The organism is Neobacillus niacini (genome assembly GCF_030817695.1).
Taxonomy (GTDB): domain Bacteria; phylum Bacillota; class Bacilli; order Bacillales; family Cytobacillaceae; genus Neobacillus; species Neobacillus niacini_F.
This window is the reverse complement of record NZ_JAUSZQ010000002.1, coordinates 793,171-810,385: the sequence shown is the minus strand read 5'-3', so window position 1 is coordinate 810,385 and position 17,215 is coordinate 793,171. Positions and strand designations below refer to the sequence as shown.

General features: G+C 37.6%; 14 protein-coding genes, 1 pseudogene and 1 riboswitch. Of the genes and pseudogenes, 9 read left to right on the top strand and 6 right to left on the bottom strand.

The window, feature by feature from the left end; genetic code table 11:
• Positions 1-130: 130 nt before the first annotated feature.
• The gene (locus tag QFZ28_RS04315; RefSeq protein ID WP_307193508.1) at positions 131-2,155 is read left to right on the top strand and encodes a helix-turn-helix domain-containing protein; all 2,025 of its coding nucleotides are present in this window, start codon (positions 131-133) and stop codon (positions 2,153-2,155) included.
• Between the two features lie 280 nt (positions 2,156-2,435).
• Here the strand turns inward: QFZ28_RS04315 and QFZ28_RS04310 are convergent, their stop codons facing one another.
• The gene (locus QFZ28_RS04310; RefSeq protein ID WP_307193507.1) at positions 2,436-4,337 is read right to left on the bottom strand and encodes a BglG family transcription antiterminator; all 1,902 of its coding nucleotides are present in this window, start codon (positions 4,335-4,337) and stop codon (positions 2,436-2,438) included.
• A 171-nt stretch (positions 4,338-4,508) separates the two neighbouring features.
• Between QFZ28_RS04310 and QFZ28_RS04305 the strand changes: the two genes are divergently transcribed.
• From QFZ28_RS04305 to QFZ28_RS29680, 6 genes are all read left to right on the top strand, one after another.
• Positions 4,509-4,817 (top strand): PTS sugar transporter subunit IIB, encoded by a 309-nt coding sequence (locus QFZ28_RS04305; RefSeq protein ID WP_307193506.1) that lies wholly within the window; start codon positions 4,509-4,511, stop codon positions 4,815-4,817.
• A gap of 31 nt (positions 4,818-4,848) precedes the next feature.
• The gene (locus tag QFZ28_RS04300; protein WP_307193505.1) at positions 4,849-6,123 is read left to right on the top strand and encodes a PTS sugar transporter subunit IIC; all 1,275 of its coding nucleotides are present in this window, start codon (positions 4,849-4,851) and stop codon (positions 6,121-6,123) included.
• Positions 6,124-6,135: 12 nt separating this feature from the next.
• The gene (locus QFZ28_RS04295; protein WP_307193504.1) at positions 6,136-6,498 is read left to right on the top strand and encodes a PTS lactose/cellobiose transporter subunit IIA; all 363 of its coding nucleotides are present in this window, start codon (positions 6,136-6,138) and stop codon (positions 6,496-6,498) included.
• Positions 6,491-7,927: a glycoside hydrolase family 1 protein gene (locus tag QFZ28_RS04290; protein WP_307193503.1), complete on the top strand. Its 1,437-nt coding sequence runs from the start codon at positions 6,491-6,493 to the stop codon at positions 7,925-7,927. The genes QFZ28_RS04295 and QFZ28_RS04290 overlap by 8 nt, the downstream gene beginning before the upstream one ends.
• Positions 7,928-9,084: 1,157 nt before the next feature.
• The gene (locus QFZ28_RS04285; protein WP_307193502.1) at positions 9,085-9,573 is read left to right on the top strand and encodes a sigma-70 family RNA polymerase sigma factor; all 489 of its coding nucleotides are present in this window, start codon (positions 9,085-9,087) and stop codon (positions 9,571-9,573) included.
• A 236-nt stretch (positions 9,574-9,809) separates the two neighbouring features.
• Positions 9,810-10,256: a competence protein ComK gene (locus QFZ28_RS29680; RefSeq protein ID WP_373428040.1), complete on the top strand. Its 447-nt coding sequence runs from the start codon at positions 9,810-9,812 to the stop codon at positions 10,254-10,256.
• 881 nt (positions 10,257-11,137) lie between these two features.
• Here QFZ28_RS29680 and QFZ28_RS04280 read toward each other — a convergent pair.
• The 4 genes from QFZ28_RS04280 to tenA all read right to left on the bottom strand — a co-directional run bounded on the left by QFZ28_RS04280 (position 11,138) and on the right by tenA (position 14,744).
• Positions 11,138-11,935, bottom strand: coding sequence for an energy-coupling factor transporter transmembrane component T family protein (locus QFZ28_RS04280; RefSeq protein ID WP_307193501.1), 798 nt, complete (start codon positions 11,933-11,935; stop codon positions 11,138-11,140).
• Complete coding sequence (locus tag QFZ28_RS04275) at positions 11,919-13,382, bottom strand: ABC transporter ATP-binding protein (RefSeq protein WP_307193500.1); 1,464 nt, start codon at positions 13,380-13,382, stop codon at positions 11,919-11,921. The genes QFZ28_RS04280 and QFZ28_RS04275 overlap by 17 nt, the downstream gene beginning before the upstream one ends.
• Before the next feature lie 14 nt (positions 13,383-13,396).
• A complete protein-coding gene (locus QFZ28_RS04270) occupies positions 13,397-13,978 on the bottom strand; it encodes an ECF transporter S component (protein WP_307193499.1) in 582 nt (193 codons plus the stop codon).
• 64 nt (positions 13,979-14,042) lie between these two features.
• The gene (tenA, locus tag QFZ28_RS04265; protein WP_307193498.1) at positions 14,043-14,744 is read right to left on the bottom strand and encodes a thiaminase II; all 702 of its coding nucleotides are present in this window, start codon (positions 14,742-14,744) and stop codon (positions 14,043-14,045) included.
• A gap of 173 nt (positions 14,745-14,917) precedes the next feature.
• Positions 14,918-15,026: riboswitch (TPP riboswitch) on the bottom strand.
• 457 nt (positions 15,027-15,483) lie between these two features.
• Here tenA and QFZ28_RS04260 point away from each other — a divergent pair.
• Positions 15,484-16,218 carry a conserved phage C-terminal domain-containing protein gene (locus tag QFZ28_RS04260; RefSeq protein WP_307193497.1) on the top strand — a complete coding sequence of 245 codons (735 nt, stop codon included), beginning with the start codon at positions 15,484-15,486 and terminating at the stop codon, positions 16,216-16,218.
• A 32-nt stretch (positions 16,219-16,250) separates the two neighbouring features.
• Positions 16,251-16,427: a DnaB-like helicase C-terminal domain-containing protein gene (locus tag QFZ28_RS29675; protein WP_373428113.1), complete on the top strand. Its 177-nt coding sequence runs from the start codon at positions 16,251-16,253 to the stop codon at positions 16,425-16,427.
• 73 nt (positions 16,428-16,500) lie between these two features.
• Here the strand turns inward: QFZ28_RS29675 and QFZ28_RS04255 are convergent.
• A pseudogene (locus tag QFZ28_RS04255) lies at positions 16,501-17,194 on the bottom strand (SDR family oxidoreductase).
• Positions 17,195-17,215 lie beyond the last annotated feature (21 nt).

Here is a 17,215-nt window from a genome sequence, read left to right as displayed (position 1 = left end):
ATTTGTTGAATTCTATTTAATTATAGAAAATTATAACTATTCAAACAATGTTCAGTCCTATATAATTAGGATATAAATTATGTGGAGTTCTACATAGTCCTATGGAGGGATTGTAAAAGTGGAGACATTGATGAAATTCAAACAATTTTTAATAGATGACTGCTGCCTTTCACATTTTCAGGTGTGGCAAAGTATAAAGGGATTAGATTTTTCACTAGTATTATCCCATCATTTTGACAAAAAAACTCCCACACCAGAAAGATTTTTCAATGAAACTATACGTACCGATGAAGCTTTCACCGATATTTACTACCATTATTCCCATCATACAACCATTGTCATTAGAATCAATAAATCTTCCGTACTAAACAATGAGCATGAACTTAAACCGATCATAGATTTACATTACTTGCAAGTAATGCTAGATCGAGAAAAATATATCAGGAACAAAATGATGGAAAGTATCCGTGATATCTCCGTCCTCGAAGATTTAGATAACCTGTTAAAAAAAATATTAGAAAATGCCTTATCTGTTATTCCTGCAGCAGATATGGGAGTTCTATGGATGTACGAACCAAGCTTAGATGTGCTATTTCCTAAAGCTTGGACGGGGGGTCCTAATGAAGAAATCAAAAAAATGCGGATGAAGGTTGGCGAAGGAATTATCGGGAAAACATTTAAAGATAAAAAGTCTTTTATTCTTACAAATATAGAAGACATTATCTCAGAATCATCTAATATTTCATCTGATAATCTTTTTCATCTGAATAATTCTGTCCAATTGGACGATTTGAAATCTATTATTTCAGTTCCAATAAAGGTTGAGGAGAGTACTTTATGTGTATTGATTGTCTACCAAAATGGTCCTTATCCCCTTTTAACGAAAGATGATCAACAACTGTTAGAAAGCTTTTCTGATCAGGTCTCGATTGTATTAAGAAATTCGAAACTCTACCAAAATCTCAAAAAACAAAATGATCTTTTAATTCAACGAGATACCATACACAATACGTTAATAAAACTGTCGCTTCAAAGTAAGGGTTTACAAAAAATCGCGAATGAAATAAAAAAGATGATAAATCATCCATTAATGATCGTAGACTTAACAGATCATCAACAATACTCAAGTCCAACCCAATGGAAAAGGGAACTGCCTTCAGAGATAAATACAAAATTAAAAACTCAATCTTTTTTTACTGAGTCTTTTAATAGTCAGTCATTGTATATTCACCCTATTATTGCAATTGACGTTCCGATTGGAATAATCGCAGTAGAAATGGAGGAAGATGATTTTTTCCCTTTAAATAAAATGATAATGGAACAGGCAAGTTCCGTGATTGCATTAGAGATTATCCGAAAACAAACATTAGTGGATTCTTATTATCAAAAAACAAATGATCTATTTAATGACTTCATTCAGTGCCGAGAATATAACCTGATACGAAAGAAGGCGATTGAGCTTAGAATGGATGATCATCCCTATTATATGGCAGTCACCATTCATATCCATCCTCACGCTGACTTTCACTTTCTTAATATGCAAATGCATAAACTAATTGCCCAAATTAAAAAACTTTTAGGAATCTATGTTTCAATCATTTTTGGTTATGGAAATAAAGTGACGTTGGTATGCCAATTTAATCACTATGCAGATCAGGAGTATGTAAAAAAGAAACTAGAGCTTATTCATTCCAACTGGATGAATGTTCATGAAGAATCGCTGAAAATAGGGATTGGTACTTGCTATCCAAGTATGGATAATATAGCAAAAAGTTACTCCGAAGCGGATAAAGCCCTTTCCTTTCTAATCTCGAGGCAGCTTAAAAATATTGTAAATTATCAGGATATTGGCATTAATCATCTTTTTATTCATCAACCCATGGATGACCTGAACTCGTTTGTTAATGAAGTTTTTAATCCCCTCACATCTGATAAAGATGGTACTTTGGATTTGGAACAAACCCTGCTTGCCTATATGGAAAATGATCGTCAAGCAACACAAACAGCCAAACTTTTGCATATCCATGTTAATACTTTATATCAAAGGCTAAAAAGAATCGAAGAAAAGCTTCAAATTTCCTTTTCGAACCCAGAAGACATTTTAAAAATTCAGCTTGCATGTTATTTAAGAAATTCAATCGTCTCACTAACTTGACTACCGCACTTACTCGGATTAGTCTTTCACCATCTAGCAATAAACAGCTTGACAGGTACGAAATATAGTAAAACAGATCACTCAATTTAGTCAAGCCCATAATTATGTGTAAATTCATTCCTATGAAAAACAATGTTAAGCAGCTTATTTATTTTTGGTGTACTGGAAGGGGGGTACCCCCCTTCTTTGCTAGAGAAGGAGTATTATAAACTGCACATACGCCAAGTTTCTGCTGCTAATACTGCTGAATATAGAGTAAAGTGGGTAGTTTCAGATCAGATTAGTAACAAGTTACAAGTATATCTACAAAACTTTGATAATCTGCTACATTCATGATTCGTGATACATTTCCTTCTTCGGTCAAGATCGTTGCAAGCGAATCTACCACCTCATGGAATAATTTCCTATCTTCCCTATTCACTGAAAAAAGTAAGATGATGTTGACGGATAAATCGCCCCACTCTAAGCCTTTTTTATTGATTAAGGCAAACATGCCGGTCTTTTTGGCATTCATTTTAATAGCGTGTGGAATAGCAATACGGCCAAAAGCAGTGGAAGACATGGTTTCACGTTCAATAACGTCTATAAGGAAATTGGAATCTACAAACTCTTTTTGTTCCATGATTCCACAGATCATTGTAAGGGTTTCCTCTTTTGTCCCTTCCGAATGAACAATTTTAAAAAGTTGTTTGTCTGTGATTGCATCAATATTTCTTTTAAACGAGGCCTTCCGTTTCACTTCTTTCAATTCATGAATTTTATTCGCCACTTTGTTGCTATCACCAGCGGTGAAAAAAGGGTTAACGATAACAAACGGCTTTTTTGGTACAAAATTAAGTTGTACCGCTGAAATGACTAATTCACTGTTTAACGTGTCCAAATCACTCTCATTGGTGACAATGTGTTGAATCAAAAGGTCTTCCCCGAACTGATTGGTAAGCCTCTCTGTTAGTTGTACGTTGTAGTTATAATAAAAGGGAAAAAGAATCGAACAAGTAATTTTGGTATTGGCTTGCTTTTGCATCTCTAACGCATAGCCAAGATGAAAGGCCACATAGGCAATTTCATCATCATTCATCGTGTAGCCTGTTTCTTCCTTAATGGTATAGGATACATGCACGGCGCAATCATAAATCGCAGGAGAATTCAGCTTAATAGAAGAAGTCAACGGATTCTTGCTGACAAAGCGATTCTCTAAACGCATCAGTAAATTTTTGACATGAAGGGTGAAACGCACCAAAAAATCCGAATCATTAATCTCTATATAATAATTATTCCGTAAATCTTCTAGGATCTTCTCGACTAAATTTAGACATCGTAGCCCGGCTACATCCTGAAGCTCTGAAAGTTGGAGGTGCATAAAGTTAATACTGGTGCCGCTGCTAGAAATAAGTAGTGCAAGCTCACGTATTTCTCCTTCTGAATAAGTAACATTAAATTTTGCCTCTAGTTTTTTAGCAACATCAGTCGCTATTTTGTATTCCTTTTCAAGGTTAGCTTCCCCATCCAACTGTTTTGGATAAATAAAGCCGTTTTCCATCCGGTCAATCGCAATCGCAATATGCAGGATTACATTCGTTAGCGAATAATCATTGGTAAAGTAGTGATAAATTGAAAATACCTCAGCAATGACAGCACGAATATAGTCGATATCAAACCCCTCAAAAGACTCCTTAAGCTTATCGATATCAAGGAAATTACTATTAGATTCACTATAAAGAATGGAGCTCATCAATTTCCGCTTACTTTTTTCATTTCCGATCATTTGAATCAAGTCCCCGGAAACCTTCAACTCTAAATCATTATCCGCTAAGCGTTTTTTGACTTTACGCAAATCACCTTTTAAAGTGACTTCACTGATATATAATTCATCACTTAAATCAAAAACATTAAGTGGCCGGTCTGCATTTACTAGGCATTTTAAAATATATTCCACCCGTTCTTTTGGTGTCTGGGGAATGGTTGTATTCATTGACGTTAAAAATGGGTTCAATTTTTCTAAATTGACCTGATAACCCTTTTTGGATGAGGTGATCAACCCTTGTTCCATAGAGTTAATATCCGCGATATAGGTTTTCACACTTCTCTTGGAAATTCCTACTACATTGGCAAGCTGGCCTGAAGGAATCCAGTCATTTTGAGTACTTAAATAACGAAGAATATCCTTGTATTTACTATTCATGAATCCAGCCACCTTTCAAAGTGAGAATAAATCGTTATGTATTTGCACTATTAAAAATATTCTGTTGCACCACCCTAGTGTAATTAAATATTTGAGAGATGTCGAGATTAATTTTATAGTAGGGTTGTAGAAATGATAGCGCTATCAATTTAAAAAACGGAGGAATAAATTATGAAAAAACTAAACGTATTACTAGTTTGTGGGTCGGGTGCAAGTTCTGGATTTATGGCATCGAATATCCGAAAAGCAGCTGCAGCTCGTAATCTCGACATTAGCATCAAAGCACGCGGTGAAGCAGAAATTGAAAACTATATTGATGAAATCGATGCCTTAATGGTCGGTCCTCACCTAGCTTATATTTTAGACGAAATTGAAGAGTATATTGGTGACAGTGATGTAAAAGTTTTACTGATGCAACCTTCTTACTACGCTACTCTTGATGGAGAGGCTGCTTTAGAAGATTTATTAAAGGAATTTTAAAAAATTGAGACAATGAATCGAGGTAATCACTGTGAAAAAACTGATTAATTGGTTAGAACGTGACTTCTCACCTAAAATGAACAAAATTAATCATAATGTTTGGGTCGTAACGCTAAAAGACTCGATCATGCAACTACTTCCTTTTATCCTATTAGGTTCAGTATTCTGTTTGTTAACCATTCCAGGGGATTTATTCCAAATTAAAAATTACCCTAACTTCTGGACACTATTCGGCTGGACCATGGGTATGTTATCTCTACTAATTTCTTTCTTAATTCCCTTTAACTTAATGGAAAAGAAACGCTTCAGGAAACAACGTTTTATCGCTGGCTGTACTGGTATTATTTCATTCCTACTAATTATTACGCCACAAGTCGTTAAAGATGAAACGATTGGTTTTGGTCATGAAGCATTAGGTGCTGGTGGTATGTTCGTAGCCATTGTAGCTGGTGTATTTACGGGTTATGTCATGGGGCTATTTGGAAAGTTCTCTTTCTTTAAGGAAGATTCAGTAATTCCAGATTTTGTACGTGCATGGTTTGATGCTATGCTTCCAATCGGTATCGTCATTGTGGCCGCTTGGTTAGTTGTAGATATTGTACAATTTGACTTATATAACACTATCCTAAGTATCTTTATGCCTCTTGCAAAAGCGATTGAAACACCTTGGGGATTTGCACTGATCATGTTTATTTACTGCTTCTTATATACAATGGGTATTTCAAGTTGGGTGCTAACTCCAGTGGCAAAGCCTGTTCTCTTAGCAGCTATTACAGCCAACGCTACAGCAGGAGCTGCTAACCTAGTAACCTCTGAAACAATCTATTCTGCTTATTTGTGGGTTGGTGGGATAGGTGCCACCTTACCTTTAGTACTAATGTTAGCTTTCTCGAAAAGTGCAAAACTAAAGGCGCTTGGAAGAGCAAGTGTAGTCCCTGGAATCTTTAACATTAATGAACCAGTGATCTTTGGAGCAGTTGCTTGGAACCCAATTCTAATGCTGCCAATGTGGATCATCGGGATTGTTTTGCCTATCATCGTTTGGATCGGAACAAAAGTGATAAATTTTGCACCGATTCCAAAAATGGTATTCGATATGTGGTATGCTCCATTCCCAATTTCAACATGGATTACAACCGGAACCGTTTCAGGTATCATCCTAATGCTTGTCTGTGTGCTTGTAGCAAGTGTGATTTGGTACCCATTCTTTAAAGTTTATGAAAAACAAGAAATCGCAAACGAATCAAATGATCTAACAAATACAACCGCTAATAAAGGGACGAATAAATTACAACAAGCGAAATAAGGAGATTTAAACATGATTGATGAAAAAACTGCCCAAAATGCCATGCAAATTATCCTCCATGCCGGAGATGCACGTGTTCATTGTATGAATGCATTAAAAGCCATTGAAAACAGCAACTTTGATCAAGCAAAAGCGGAGATGAAGTTGGCCAATGAAGAAATTGTCAAAGCCCACCGTATTCAAACAAATGCAATTTCAGATGAGACACAAGGTGAAAATGGTGACTATTCGGTCCTTTTTGCCCACGCGCAAGATACATTAATGACGATTTATAGCGAAATTAACATTGCGAAACGAATGATCAAGATTTTTGAATCCTATGACGCTCGACTAGAAAAATTAGAACAAGCTTTAAAGGAGAATGTACATGAGTAGAATACCTGCGGGTTTTCCTAAAGATTTTTTATGGGGCGGTGCCATTGCAGCAAACCAAGCGGAAGGCGCATTTGACGTAGATGGGAAAGGATTAAGTGTAGCGGATATTAACGAATTCCGTACCGATATTCCGATTGACCAAAAAACAAACCTTGAAATGGATACACGGTTCATTGAAGAAGCCTTAAACAGCACGGATCGTATTTTTCCAAAACGCTGGGGAATTGACTTTTTTCATACGTACAAAGAAGATTTGAAATTATTAGCGGACTTGGGGTTTAAAACCTTTAGAACCTCGGTTGCCTGGACACGCATCTTCCCAAAAGGAGATGAATTGGAGCCGAATGAAGCAGGTTTACAATTCTACGATAACCTATTTGATGAAATCATCAAAAACGGTATGATTCCGATGATCACCATCTCCCATTATGAAATGCCTTTACACTTAACAACTGCTTATAAAGGCTGGTATTCTCGTGAAATGATAGACTTCTTCAATCGTTTCTGTAAAGTGCTGTTTGACCGCTACCATGAAAAAGTGAAACATTGGATCATCGTCAACCAAATTAACTTAATCGTCCATGAGTCATTCAACCACTTAGGAATTGCAGAAGACAGGGTCGATAATCTTCTTGAAGCAAAATATCAAGGTGTCCACAATGAAATGGTCGCATGTGGTCACGCAACAAAATATGCACATGACAATTATCCAGATTTACAAATTGGTATGATGTTATGTGGCGGCCCTGCGTATGCGGCCACTGCCAACCCTGAAGATGTATTGGCAACAGTTCGTCATAATCAAATGGAATACTTCTATTCAGATGTATTACTACGCGGGTATTATCCTGGCTACGCATTCAGATATTTTGACGAAATTGGCATCAAGATTGAATTTGGCGAAGGTGACGAAGAATCGCTAAAAAACACCGCTGACTTTATGTCTTTCTCTTACTACTATACTCGGGTTTGCGATGCCGAAAGTTACGAGGATGGTAACGAAACTCACCGGAACCCAGAATTGAAAGCAAACCCTTGGGGCTGGTCCATCGATCCAGTTGGATTAAGATCTTTTCTAAACCTCTTCTACGACCGTTATCAATGTCCGATCTATATCACCGAAAACGGGGTTGGATACTATGACAAATTGGAAGATGGTAAAATTCATGACCCTTACCGAATTGACTATTTTCGGGCACACATCGAGCAAATGAAAGAAGCCATTAAGGACGGGGTTGACCTGCGAGGTTACTATGCTTGGGGCCCGATTGATATTATCAGCTGTTCCTCATCGGAAATGTCAAAACGCTATGGCTTTATTTACGTAGACCAAGACGATTATGGAAACGGCAGCAAAAAACGCTATCTAAAAGACAGCTATTATTGGTATAAAAAGGTTATTGAGACAAATGGAGAAGATCTAAAATAAACATATACTAATAGAAAAGCCCTATCATTATTTTGATAGGGTTTTTTAAAATTTCCTTTTCGGGCAAATAGAGCCTCCCGATTTCACACAAAAATTTATGATATTTCAACACCAAATGCTTGTCTTGCTAGAAAGGAGATATTTTCCTTCATCACCGTACTGCTTACCCATAAGATTTATGAAAAACAAATATAGTATGACTGTCTTCCGATTTTAAAATCGCCTCTATTTATGGTAAGGTTCGCCCCGGTTTATCCGAGACACTCTATAAACCTACTCTCCCAAAATCAGTTTCATCATTTAATTACCAAGACGAATTATTCCTGATATACCTACTCCCCATCTTCTGTGTAATTACCATCTAGAAAGGTTCCTTTGAACATGGTTCCGTCTGGCACCAAAATATATTTCAGATAACAAAAAGAATGCTAATTTAAAAGACCTGTCACTTCCATTTAAATAGAAGTCCTATCTTTAATTAAGAAACACGCCAAAGTAAAATAAGCGGAAATTTTCCGGTTAAATCCAAAAGGGAGCTCGTTTCGGGGTAAATAAGCGGAGGTTTTCCGCTTATGCAAAGCAAAATCCCCTATTTCCACGTTTTTCGAGTCAATAGACGGAATCTCTCCGTCTATTTGAGCCATTTTTTATTTTATTTGCTAATTAAGCGGAATTTTTCCGACTATTTATCTAATCCTGATCGGGTGCTTAACCTGATTCCCAACCTTGCCTAAAAACCTCATTTACTTATGATACGGTTCACCCCTGTTACATACCTTCTACCTCTTAAATTAAAAAAAAACCGAAACTTTACGTCAGAATGATAGAATCGGCTTGTTCAGTTTGCACTGGTGCATATTCCACTATAAGAACAGCGAAAGACAAGGTTCCTATGGATAAGTTAATCATTAACAAGCTACTATTTCGTTAGCCATCAACTGATCAATCGCGATGACCACTCATATTAACTCTTATACTTTTTAAAAAACAAACTGAATGAGGGAGTAGTTTGTTCCAATTTGAATCGAATTTTAGCCTTTAAATCTATTATTCTAAGTTAAATGTGTTTTTCCTGAATTCGAAGATTTTCTGGGAATCGATTATGGTAAAGCTACCTAGGAATTAACCGGAAGCGCGCTGCCTGAAAGGCACTACCAGTGGAGAGCTATGACCAATTAGTCGTTCAGTATCAACCAATGATTCATAAGATTATCAAATCATTGCACATTTATAAAAATGAGGATGAATTCTATCAGACTGGGCTTATTGGACTTTGGGAAGCAGCACAAGCCTTTGACGAAAAAAAGGGCAACTTTTCGAATTACGCCTACACCTTTATGAAAGGCAAGATGTTGTTACAGATGAACCAAAATAACCACTATAAAGAAAAACATATTTACCAACAGCAGGAATTCTTCGACGCAATGGATGGTATAGAGCCCCTTCCTTTTCTTGAGAAGGAAACCATTCAAAGTTATTGCGAAGGGTTAACGGAAAAGGAAGCAAAATGGGTAATCGCCATGTCTCTAGATCAATTATCGATTAAAGAAATAGCGGAAAGGGAGAAGGTTTCAATATCAGCTGTTAAGCAGTGGAGATCGGGTGCCATCAGAAAATTAAGAGAAACGATTGCTACTTATAACTAACATTTTTATTTCAACCTGGGCAGCGCAGTCCTTAACTGTCCAGGGTCCACCCAATATTCGACACTAAATGATATTCTACACAAACCTCTTTTCTTACTTGTTAATCATAAAACATCTGTTCTTCACTTCAACCAAATATTCGAAGTTTCATTACCCATTTAGTTGGAGTACTGATCCATTTTCTAACTGCTATCAAATTAAAAATTCGATAGAACTAAAAATTTAGGAGTGATGTTTTGAGTATTGAAAGGTACTACATAATTAATCCGCATATGATGTTCATGTTTGGGTTGCGTGATCGAAATGCAAAAGTTTGTACGCTAGTAAGAGAGCTCCACCGTGTTTTCATTGTTGATCGATCTCCTTTGGAAATACTGGACGATAGTCTCCGATGTATTGGCTTTAATTTAAAAGGAGCCATGGATACTTCCAAAATTATTATGGGGAATAACACCATGTGCCCTGTCATGCTCAACCATATACATAACATTTGTGTCTTTCCCGATAAATCACATAAACACGAAGAGACGATTTGGTTTAATCCCAACCAAATCTTAAGAACTCATAGCTTGAGACGAAAAACTCAGATCAAGTTTCGAAATAGACTGATACTCATGAACGACTCTAAATTGTTTTCTTTTAATAACAAATGGATCAAATTATTACTTTTGAAAAAATTGTAGACTAACCAATCACAATCCGCATTCGGGGTCATTTTCTGCTTTAAAAAATTTATTTCTTCCAAATGGCATTTCGCGTACTACAGTACGTGGATGAGTTTTGATAATCAGTACTAAATTATGTTTAAAATCATATGAAACCATACCAGCGGATATTTACTACTAGGGGAAGCTTAGCATGTTGAGGTTCCCCTTTCTTTCGGTTTGAGTTTCCTTCTCATAGCAAATAAAAGACTCCGTCATTTTCTGGTCGGCAAAAACATTTGAGACCTTTTAACTCTTTTCCACTTATCCCTTAATCGACAAACTACACATCTCTTTTAAAACACAAATGTTGATATAACAACTGTTGCAGCGAATCTAATCAAACGTTTGGTTAGCCATCAAATTACTAATTAAACGTTTAATTAAAAGTCGGTAAAGCCCTTTTGTTTCTAGAAAATCAGCTGTTTCTTTGAAAAATTTTCTGTCGATGGAAGGTCTCAATCTTTAATCTCATTCACCAATAAAAATGAATAAAAACCAATAATCAACAAAAAACCACTGGTTTCGTTGCTAATCAAACGATTGATTAAAGCAGTCACTACTGCACATAACTAAAGAGATTTCATTCATATCTTGGTAGAAAATTGTCACTAGAAGGCATAGGGTCTACTCTATGGTCCATGTAGTGAAATCGGGAGCCAGGGGGAACCGTCCCCTTGGTCACACTTTCACCCATAAGCAATTAACAGCTTGCTGGGCACGCAAAAAAATAAAAACCTCAGGGTTGAGGTTTTTATTAACTCACTGTTTTGGAGGCCAAATAAGCAACAAGTACATACCGTTCAGGCGCTGATCCAATAAACTCAAACGGATAAATCGGGGAATGACAGGCACTGGAATTAATCACGAACATCTGAAACTGGAAAAAGGGGGAATTCCTGAGCTAGATAAAATGATAGACCCGTTAGTACAACAAAATAACCAACAAAGACAACATCAAATTTCGAAAACCCTATTTTGTAATAAAATGTGCGTTCCTTTGAGTAATCAAACCTCTTTGCTTCCATAGCGACTGCTATACGAAAAGCTCTCCGGATGCATTGAGACAGCAATGGAATCGAAGTGATTTTGAATAGGTGAAGAAGAGCATTCATTCCAGCACCAGTTCTCACGCCTCTCACTTTTTGAGCACTGCGAATATGTTGAAATTCTTCAATCATGATCGGCATTAAGCGAATTCCAGCCATAAAACTATAGGAATATTTGGGATTAAGCTTTAACTGCTGCATCATCGAATAAAATAAATACACAGGCCTTGTTGTAAGGGCAAACGTTAAGCCCAGCAGTGCATAGGTTAAAGCCCTGAATCCCAAGTGAATTCCTCGAAATAAACTTTCTTCTGTTACATGGACGAGACCCCATCTAAAAATAGTAGTATCCCCTTTACCAAAAAAAATCATCGAGGTGGCCGTCGAGATGAAAATAAATAGGAACGGTATCGAAAATAGCAAAATTCGCTTATATGGATGACCTGTAAAAAATACAAATAGGATCATCGTCACAATAGTAAAAAGAATCATCTGATTAAGATTATGAATAAAAATCACCAGGATAAACAAGAAAATCATCGTCAGGAGCTTCAGACTTGGATTGATTTTATGAAGCCATGTTTCTCTGAAATCAAATGTAGTGTGCATAAGTCACTTGGTCCTTCCCCTGATGTACATGTTCGTTTTTCCAATCTTTAACAACCTTACCGTTATCAATTTCCCAAACTCTTGTCGCGAAACGCTTAACGATTTCCGAATCATGCGTGACCATGATAATGATGCACCCCTTTTGCCGTTCCCTCTCTAACAACTCAAGCAGATGGAATGTATTCTTGGAATCCTGCCCAAACGTAGGCTCATCCAAGAGCAAAAGCTTTGGATTTTCTACAAATGCAGTCGCCACACTCAGTCGGCGTTTTTGCCCTATAGAAAGATGATAGGGATGGTGGTTCTGTTTTTTTGATAATCCAAATATGGCTAACAGCTCATCCACCCTCTCTTTAATGATCGAGGGTTCTTCCTTTTTCACAGTGAGAGCATAGGAGATTTCTTCATAAACAGAGTTTGTGATAAATTGATATTCAGGATTTTGAAAGACAAAATAAGCTTTCTTTTGGAGTTGTTTGATATTCTGTATAATTTCCCCATTCAATACATAGGTTCCTGACGTTTTTAGAAGCTGCATCAATGATAATAACAAGGTACTTTTTCCTGCTCCATTATCACCAACCACTGCGATCCATTCCCCCGATTGAGCAGAAGCGTTATCAAGTTGAACTTTTATTTCTTTTTTCCGGTAACCCTTAAAGTTCTCTAAAATCAGCGAGTGGTTGTAACCGTGTCCAGCATCCGATTCGAAAGACAATGAGTAATCATCCCAAACCCCCGGGTACCAGATACCATATTCTTGTAGTTGTTTACGATAAAAGGAAAAAACGGTATTCACATCATCATCTGCAATAATCACCCCGTCATAGTTAAAAACAATGACACGATCAATAAAATCCAAAATGTGATCAATCTTGTGTTCGACAATAATCACCGTTTTATCTTTAGCGACGCTCTTTACACTATCCCAAATTTGTTTAGTGCCTTCCTCATCAATCAGCGCAGTTGGTTCATCTAAAAATAAACATTCAGGATTGAGTGCTAATACAGATGCTAACGCAAGTCGCTGCTTCATGCCTCCAGATAGAGATTGGATAGAAGAATGATAGAGGTCCAATCGCAGCCCAACAGCGGACAATAATTCTTCAATCCTATCAGGCATTTCACCTCTTGGCACATTAAGATTTTCTAATACAAATGCAAGCTCTTCATCGACATACGGCATACAAAATTGCGAATCCGGATCCTGGAACACGTAGCCCCAGGATTCGGGATATTGAATAGTTCTATACTTGATCGGCACTTCTATAGACTTTGGAATTAATCCTGAAAGAGTTTGTAAAAGAGTTGATTTACCGCATCCAGAAGGTCCGAGTAATAAGACCTTCTCACCTTTTTTAATGGTAATCGATAAATCTTTGAACAGCAGGTTGTCGTCTCCCGGAAACTTTAATCTAAGCTGTTCGACCATCGCTATATTTGTCACGTCTTCACCCCTGATTATCGATTTAAGGCGTCGTAATCTTCTTTGGAAGCAGGACGAAGTAAATTAGTAACTCCTGTTGCCTCCAGTGCCTTCGCAATGCCAAATGCCATAAACCCAGTAAAGATAACGGACCCAATCAACCTGAAACCAATGAGCAGCATCAAGTTCCATGTTGACAAATCACCCATATATCCTTTGTAGTAATCCAAAAATATGGACCCAACAGCCGCACCAATTCCAGCTAAGCTAACAACAAGTAAATCAAAGCGCTTATACCTAAAAGCCATTATGACAAGTTCAGCAAACAACCCCTGCACAACACCATATAAAAGAACCTCCAGTCCAAATTCAGACCCCATTAGAAACTCTCCAGAAGAAGCCGCAACTTCCGCAAGAAATGCCACACCAGCTTTGCGTATGATTAGGAACGCAACGGTCGCAGCAATAAACCACATTCCGTAAATCAGCTGGTCAAGATGTAATCCAAATGGTTTTACTGCGTAATAAAGCGGTCCCCAAATTTTGTAAACAATCCCAAATGCGATGGATATCACGATGGTTACTAAAATGTCTGTTAACTTTAACCCTTTTTTCATTGTTTCATTCTCCTTTTTTAGCAAAGGGGAGAACTCACTCCCCTTTCCCGAACATGATCGTCCCTTATTTGTTAATGCTAAGTTGTTCTTGGGAATTCACTTCAATCGGCCATTTTTCGAATGTATATGCCATTTCCCAGAATAAGTATTCGTATTGACAGCTAATTAAGAAATGATCAATCATTCGACTTTTTTCTTTTTCGGAAGCGGTTTTTGCTAGCTCATCTAGACGATCCAATTGCTCCTGAACCAATTCGCCAAACCATTCGCCACCATAGGCCGCAATCCATTCCTGATAGATCGGTTCATCCGGTGTCGCCCCTTTTAACTGCTGACCGATATCATAATAAATCCAGTAGCATGGTAGAATAGCGGCGATTATCTCTCCTAAACTTCCAGATGCTGCAACACGATACAGATGGGAAGTATAGGCATAAGCCGTTGGTGCAGGCTGGAAGTTTGCAAGCTCCTCTGATGTAACGTGCAGCTGTTTGATGAATTTCTCATGTAAGCTTAACTCTGCTTGTGAAGTGCCTTGCGCATGAGCAGCCATTCTTGCTGTAGTGTTTAAATCTTCTGCTCTCGAAGCACCAATCGCTTGAACACGAGCAAAGTGTGATAAATAATAGGAATCTTGTAATACGTAATAGCGGAAACTTTGTAAATCTAATTTTCCACTAGCAATTCCTTGAACAAATGGGTGTTCTAGATTCGCATCCCAAATCGGAGCTGCTTTTTCTCGTAGAATTTCAGTAAATGTAGACATACGATACCTCCATTTAATTAATTGCTTCGTTTTGAAAAACATACAGTTAATACTTTGTTAGATTGATTGTAAATACATCCTTGTTTGCCGGCAGCGGACGTATTTTTCCAATAAAAAAACCACTTTCTGTTGGAAGAAAGTGGTTGTATTGGAAACCTGTTGAAACATAAGGAGTTCCCGTTACACCACTTCCCTACGCTGGTATAGTCCAGATCAGGTTCTAAGAGTCTTAAAGTTTCACTTTAATCTCAGCCTTCTCAAAAGGCACCCCTAGTGGTATTTTTTATGAAATTAATTTTCTGATTATTATGTTATCACTATCCACAAGATAGTCAAACATTTTATTCAGAAAAAATTGTGCCTATGGTCTTTAGAAGAAATTAAATCATTAATATTTCGAGTAAAAAATGATGGGGTTCGTGCACCGTAGGTGCAAGAACCCCATCATTTTAATTAGTGTAAGTGACATTATAGAATGCAAATCTTACGATTTGCTCGTTCAGTTTAAATTCAGTACCGCACGGGAGTTTTCAAGAACACTTCCACCAAAATTGCCATCGGAACCGTGCCCAATGCCACAATTTCGACACATAAGGCCGATTAATAAAAATAATTTAGTTTTGACCCTGTCCTTTTGCCCCTTTTTTCCCTATATAAAGGGTGAGAAAACGGTGAGCACTTCGAGGATATCAACTGCGATGTTTTCACTGTTTCGATGATAAGAAAAGGAGAGGTTTGGATGAGTACTTTATTGATTAATGAAGCCCCATTGATGATTGTTCCGTCTTTGGCTGTGAAGATTGGAATGAATGAGGCGGTGGTTCTGCAGCAGATTCATTATTGGTTAAGTATAAGTAAGCATAAGATTGAGGGCAAAAAGTGGGTCTACAACACGTATGAGGATTGGCAGAAGCAGTTCCCCTTTTGGTCGATTAGTACGATTAGGCGGACGTTTTACTCACTAGAAAAAAGCGGCATTGTCGTATCGGATAACTGGAATGCTTTGCAGCTGGATAAAACGAAATGGTATACGATCGATTATGAGCAACTGTTAAAAATCGAACAACGATGTGAGCCGTCCACGACTCAATCTGAACCAGCGGAAGTTTCAGAACAGACTCCTATGCAGTTCAATTTGAACCAAGCAATACCAGAGAGTACTTCAGAGATTACTACAGAGAAAAAGACTATTCCGTATGCTGACATCATTCTGTACCTGAATGAAAAGTCTGGCAAGAGCTTTAAAACCGATTCTCGTAAAACGAAGGACCTGATTCAAGCAAGATGCAAGGAAGGCTACACGATGGAGGATTTTAAGAAGGTAATCGATTTAAAGTCAGTGGAATGGCAGGATGCTCGATGGAGTAAATTCCTCCGCCCTGAAACACTGTTCGGAAGCAAATTTGAATCATATCTCAATCAGAAGCCTGAACAAAAAATGTTGTTGGAGGAGGCGTTTAACCTTGAAGACTAAGCGAGAGACGTACACACTCCTGGAACAAATCTATCTTTATTACGAGCCTATCAGCTGTTATTTATGACGCTGGCTCAGGATTTGAATGTAAGTGTGTTTGCCTTTTCCCAGCTGAGCCAGGGCGCCGAGTCAGCAAAGGAAAACAACCTATGCTTTCTAATCTTCGCGAAAGCGGGGAAATAGAACAGGAAGCAGACACGATTGATTAATTGCGGAGGGAATTCCTTTTTGGTAAGGATTCCCTTATACAATTTGGACAGTGACACTGGCACCCTCATTAAATCAACTCTTATTCTTAATAATTACTTCTGTTACAGTAATATTTTTTCGAGGTTTCGTGTTTTCAATTATAATGTCGGCTACATCATCAGGATTCATAAAGTCCTTTATTCTTTCTTCTGATAAAATACCATCCCAGAATGTAGATTTCATTCCGCCCATATAAGCACCAAACACCCTGATCCCTGTTTCATTCAGTTCAAGAGAAAGACTCTCCGTGAATCCTCGCACACCAAATTTACTTGCACAATAAACTGTCTCGTTAACTTTACCTTCAACTCCAGCTGTCGATACAACGTTTACGATGACTCCTTCATTTCGTATTTTCATGCTGGGAAGTACTTCTTGAGTACAGAATATCGTGCCCTTTAGATTAATATCAATCATATCATGAACAGACTCTTCTACTATGTTTTCAGCCAAATCAAAAACACCGAGTCCAGCATTATTGATTAGTAAATCAACAGGGCCAACTTCTTCTTTAATTGATTCTAAAACGTGTGCAACCGCCTCTTTAGATGTCACGTCCACTTCGTAAAATCGAATAGCTGTTCGATAATAGTTCAGCTGACTGCTTAAGCTTTGACCCCGTCCTTCCCAACAAACATACATGACACCCCATATCAGAATATTTCTTAGCCAAAGAAGCCCCAAGTCCACTTCCGGCACCTGTAATAACAACTACTTTAATAACCATTTCTCATTCAACCTTCCTATT

Bases quoted from the DNA above. Each gene is read 5' to 3' on its own strand.
- QFZ28_RS04270 (WP_307193499.1), bottom strand. From the start codon at position 13,978: ATGAAAAAAGGGTTAAAGTTAACAGACATTTTAGTAACCATCGTGATA.
- QFZ28_RS04305 (WP_307193506.1), top strand. From the start codon at position 4,509: ATGAAAAAACTAAACGTATTACTAGTTTGTGGGTCGGGTGCAAGTTCT.
- QFZ28_RS04295 (WP_307193504.1), top strand. From the start codon at position 6,136: ATGATTGATGAAAAAACTGCCCAAAATGCCATGCAAATTATCCTCCAT.
- tenA (WP_307193498.1), bottom strand. From the start codon at position 14,744: ATGTCTACATTTACTGAAATTCTACGAGAAAAAGCAGCTCCGATTTGG.
- QFZ28_RS04260 (WP_307193497.1), top strand. From the start codon at position 15,484: ATGAGTACTTTATTGATTAATGAAGCCCCATTGATGATTGTTCCGTCT.
- QFZ28_RS04310 (WP_307193507.1), bottom strand. From the start codon at position 4,337: ATGAATAGTAAATACAAGGATATTCTTCGTTATTTAAGTACTCAAAAT.
- QFZ28_RS04290 (WP_307193503.1), top strand. From the start codon at position 6,491: ATGAGTAGAATACCTGCGGGTTTTCCTAAAGATTTTTTATGGGGCGGT.
- QFZ28_RS04315 (WP_307193508.1), top strand. From the start codon at position 131: ATGAAATTCAAACAATTTTTAATAGATGACTGCTGCCTTTCACATTTT.
- QFZ28_RS04280 (WP_307193501.1), bottom strand. From the start codon at position 11,935: ATGCACACTACATTTGATTTCAGAGAAACATGGCTTCATAAAATCAAT.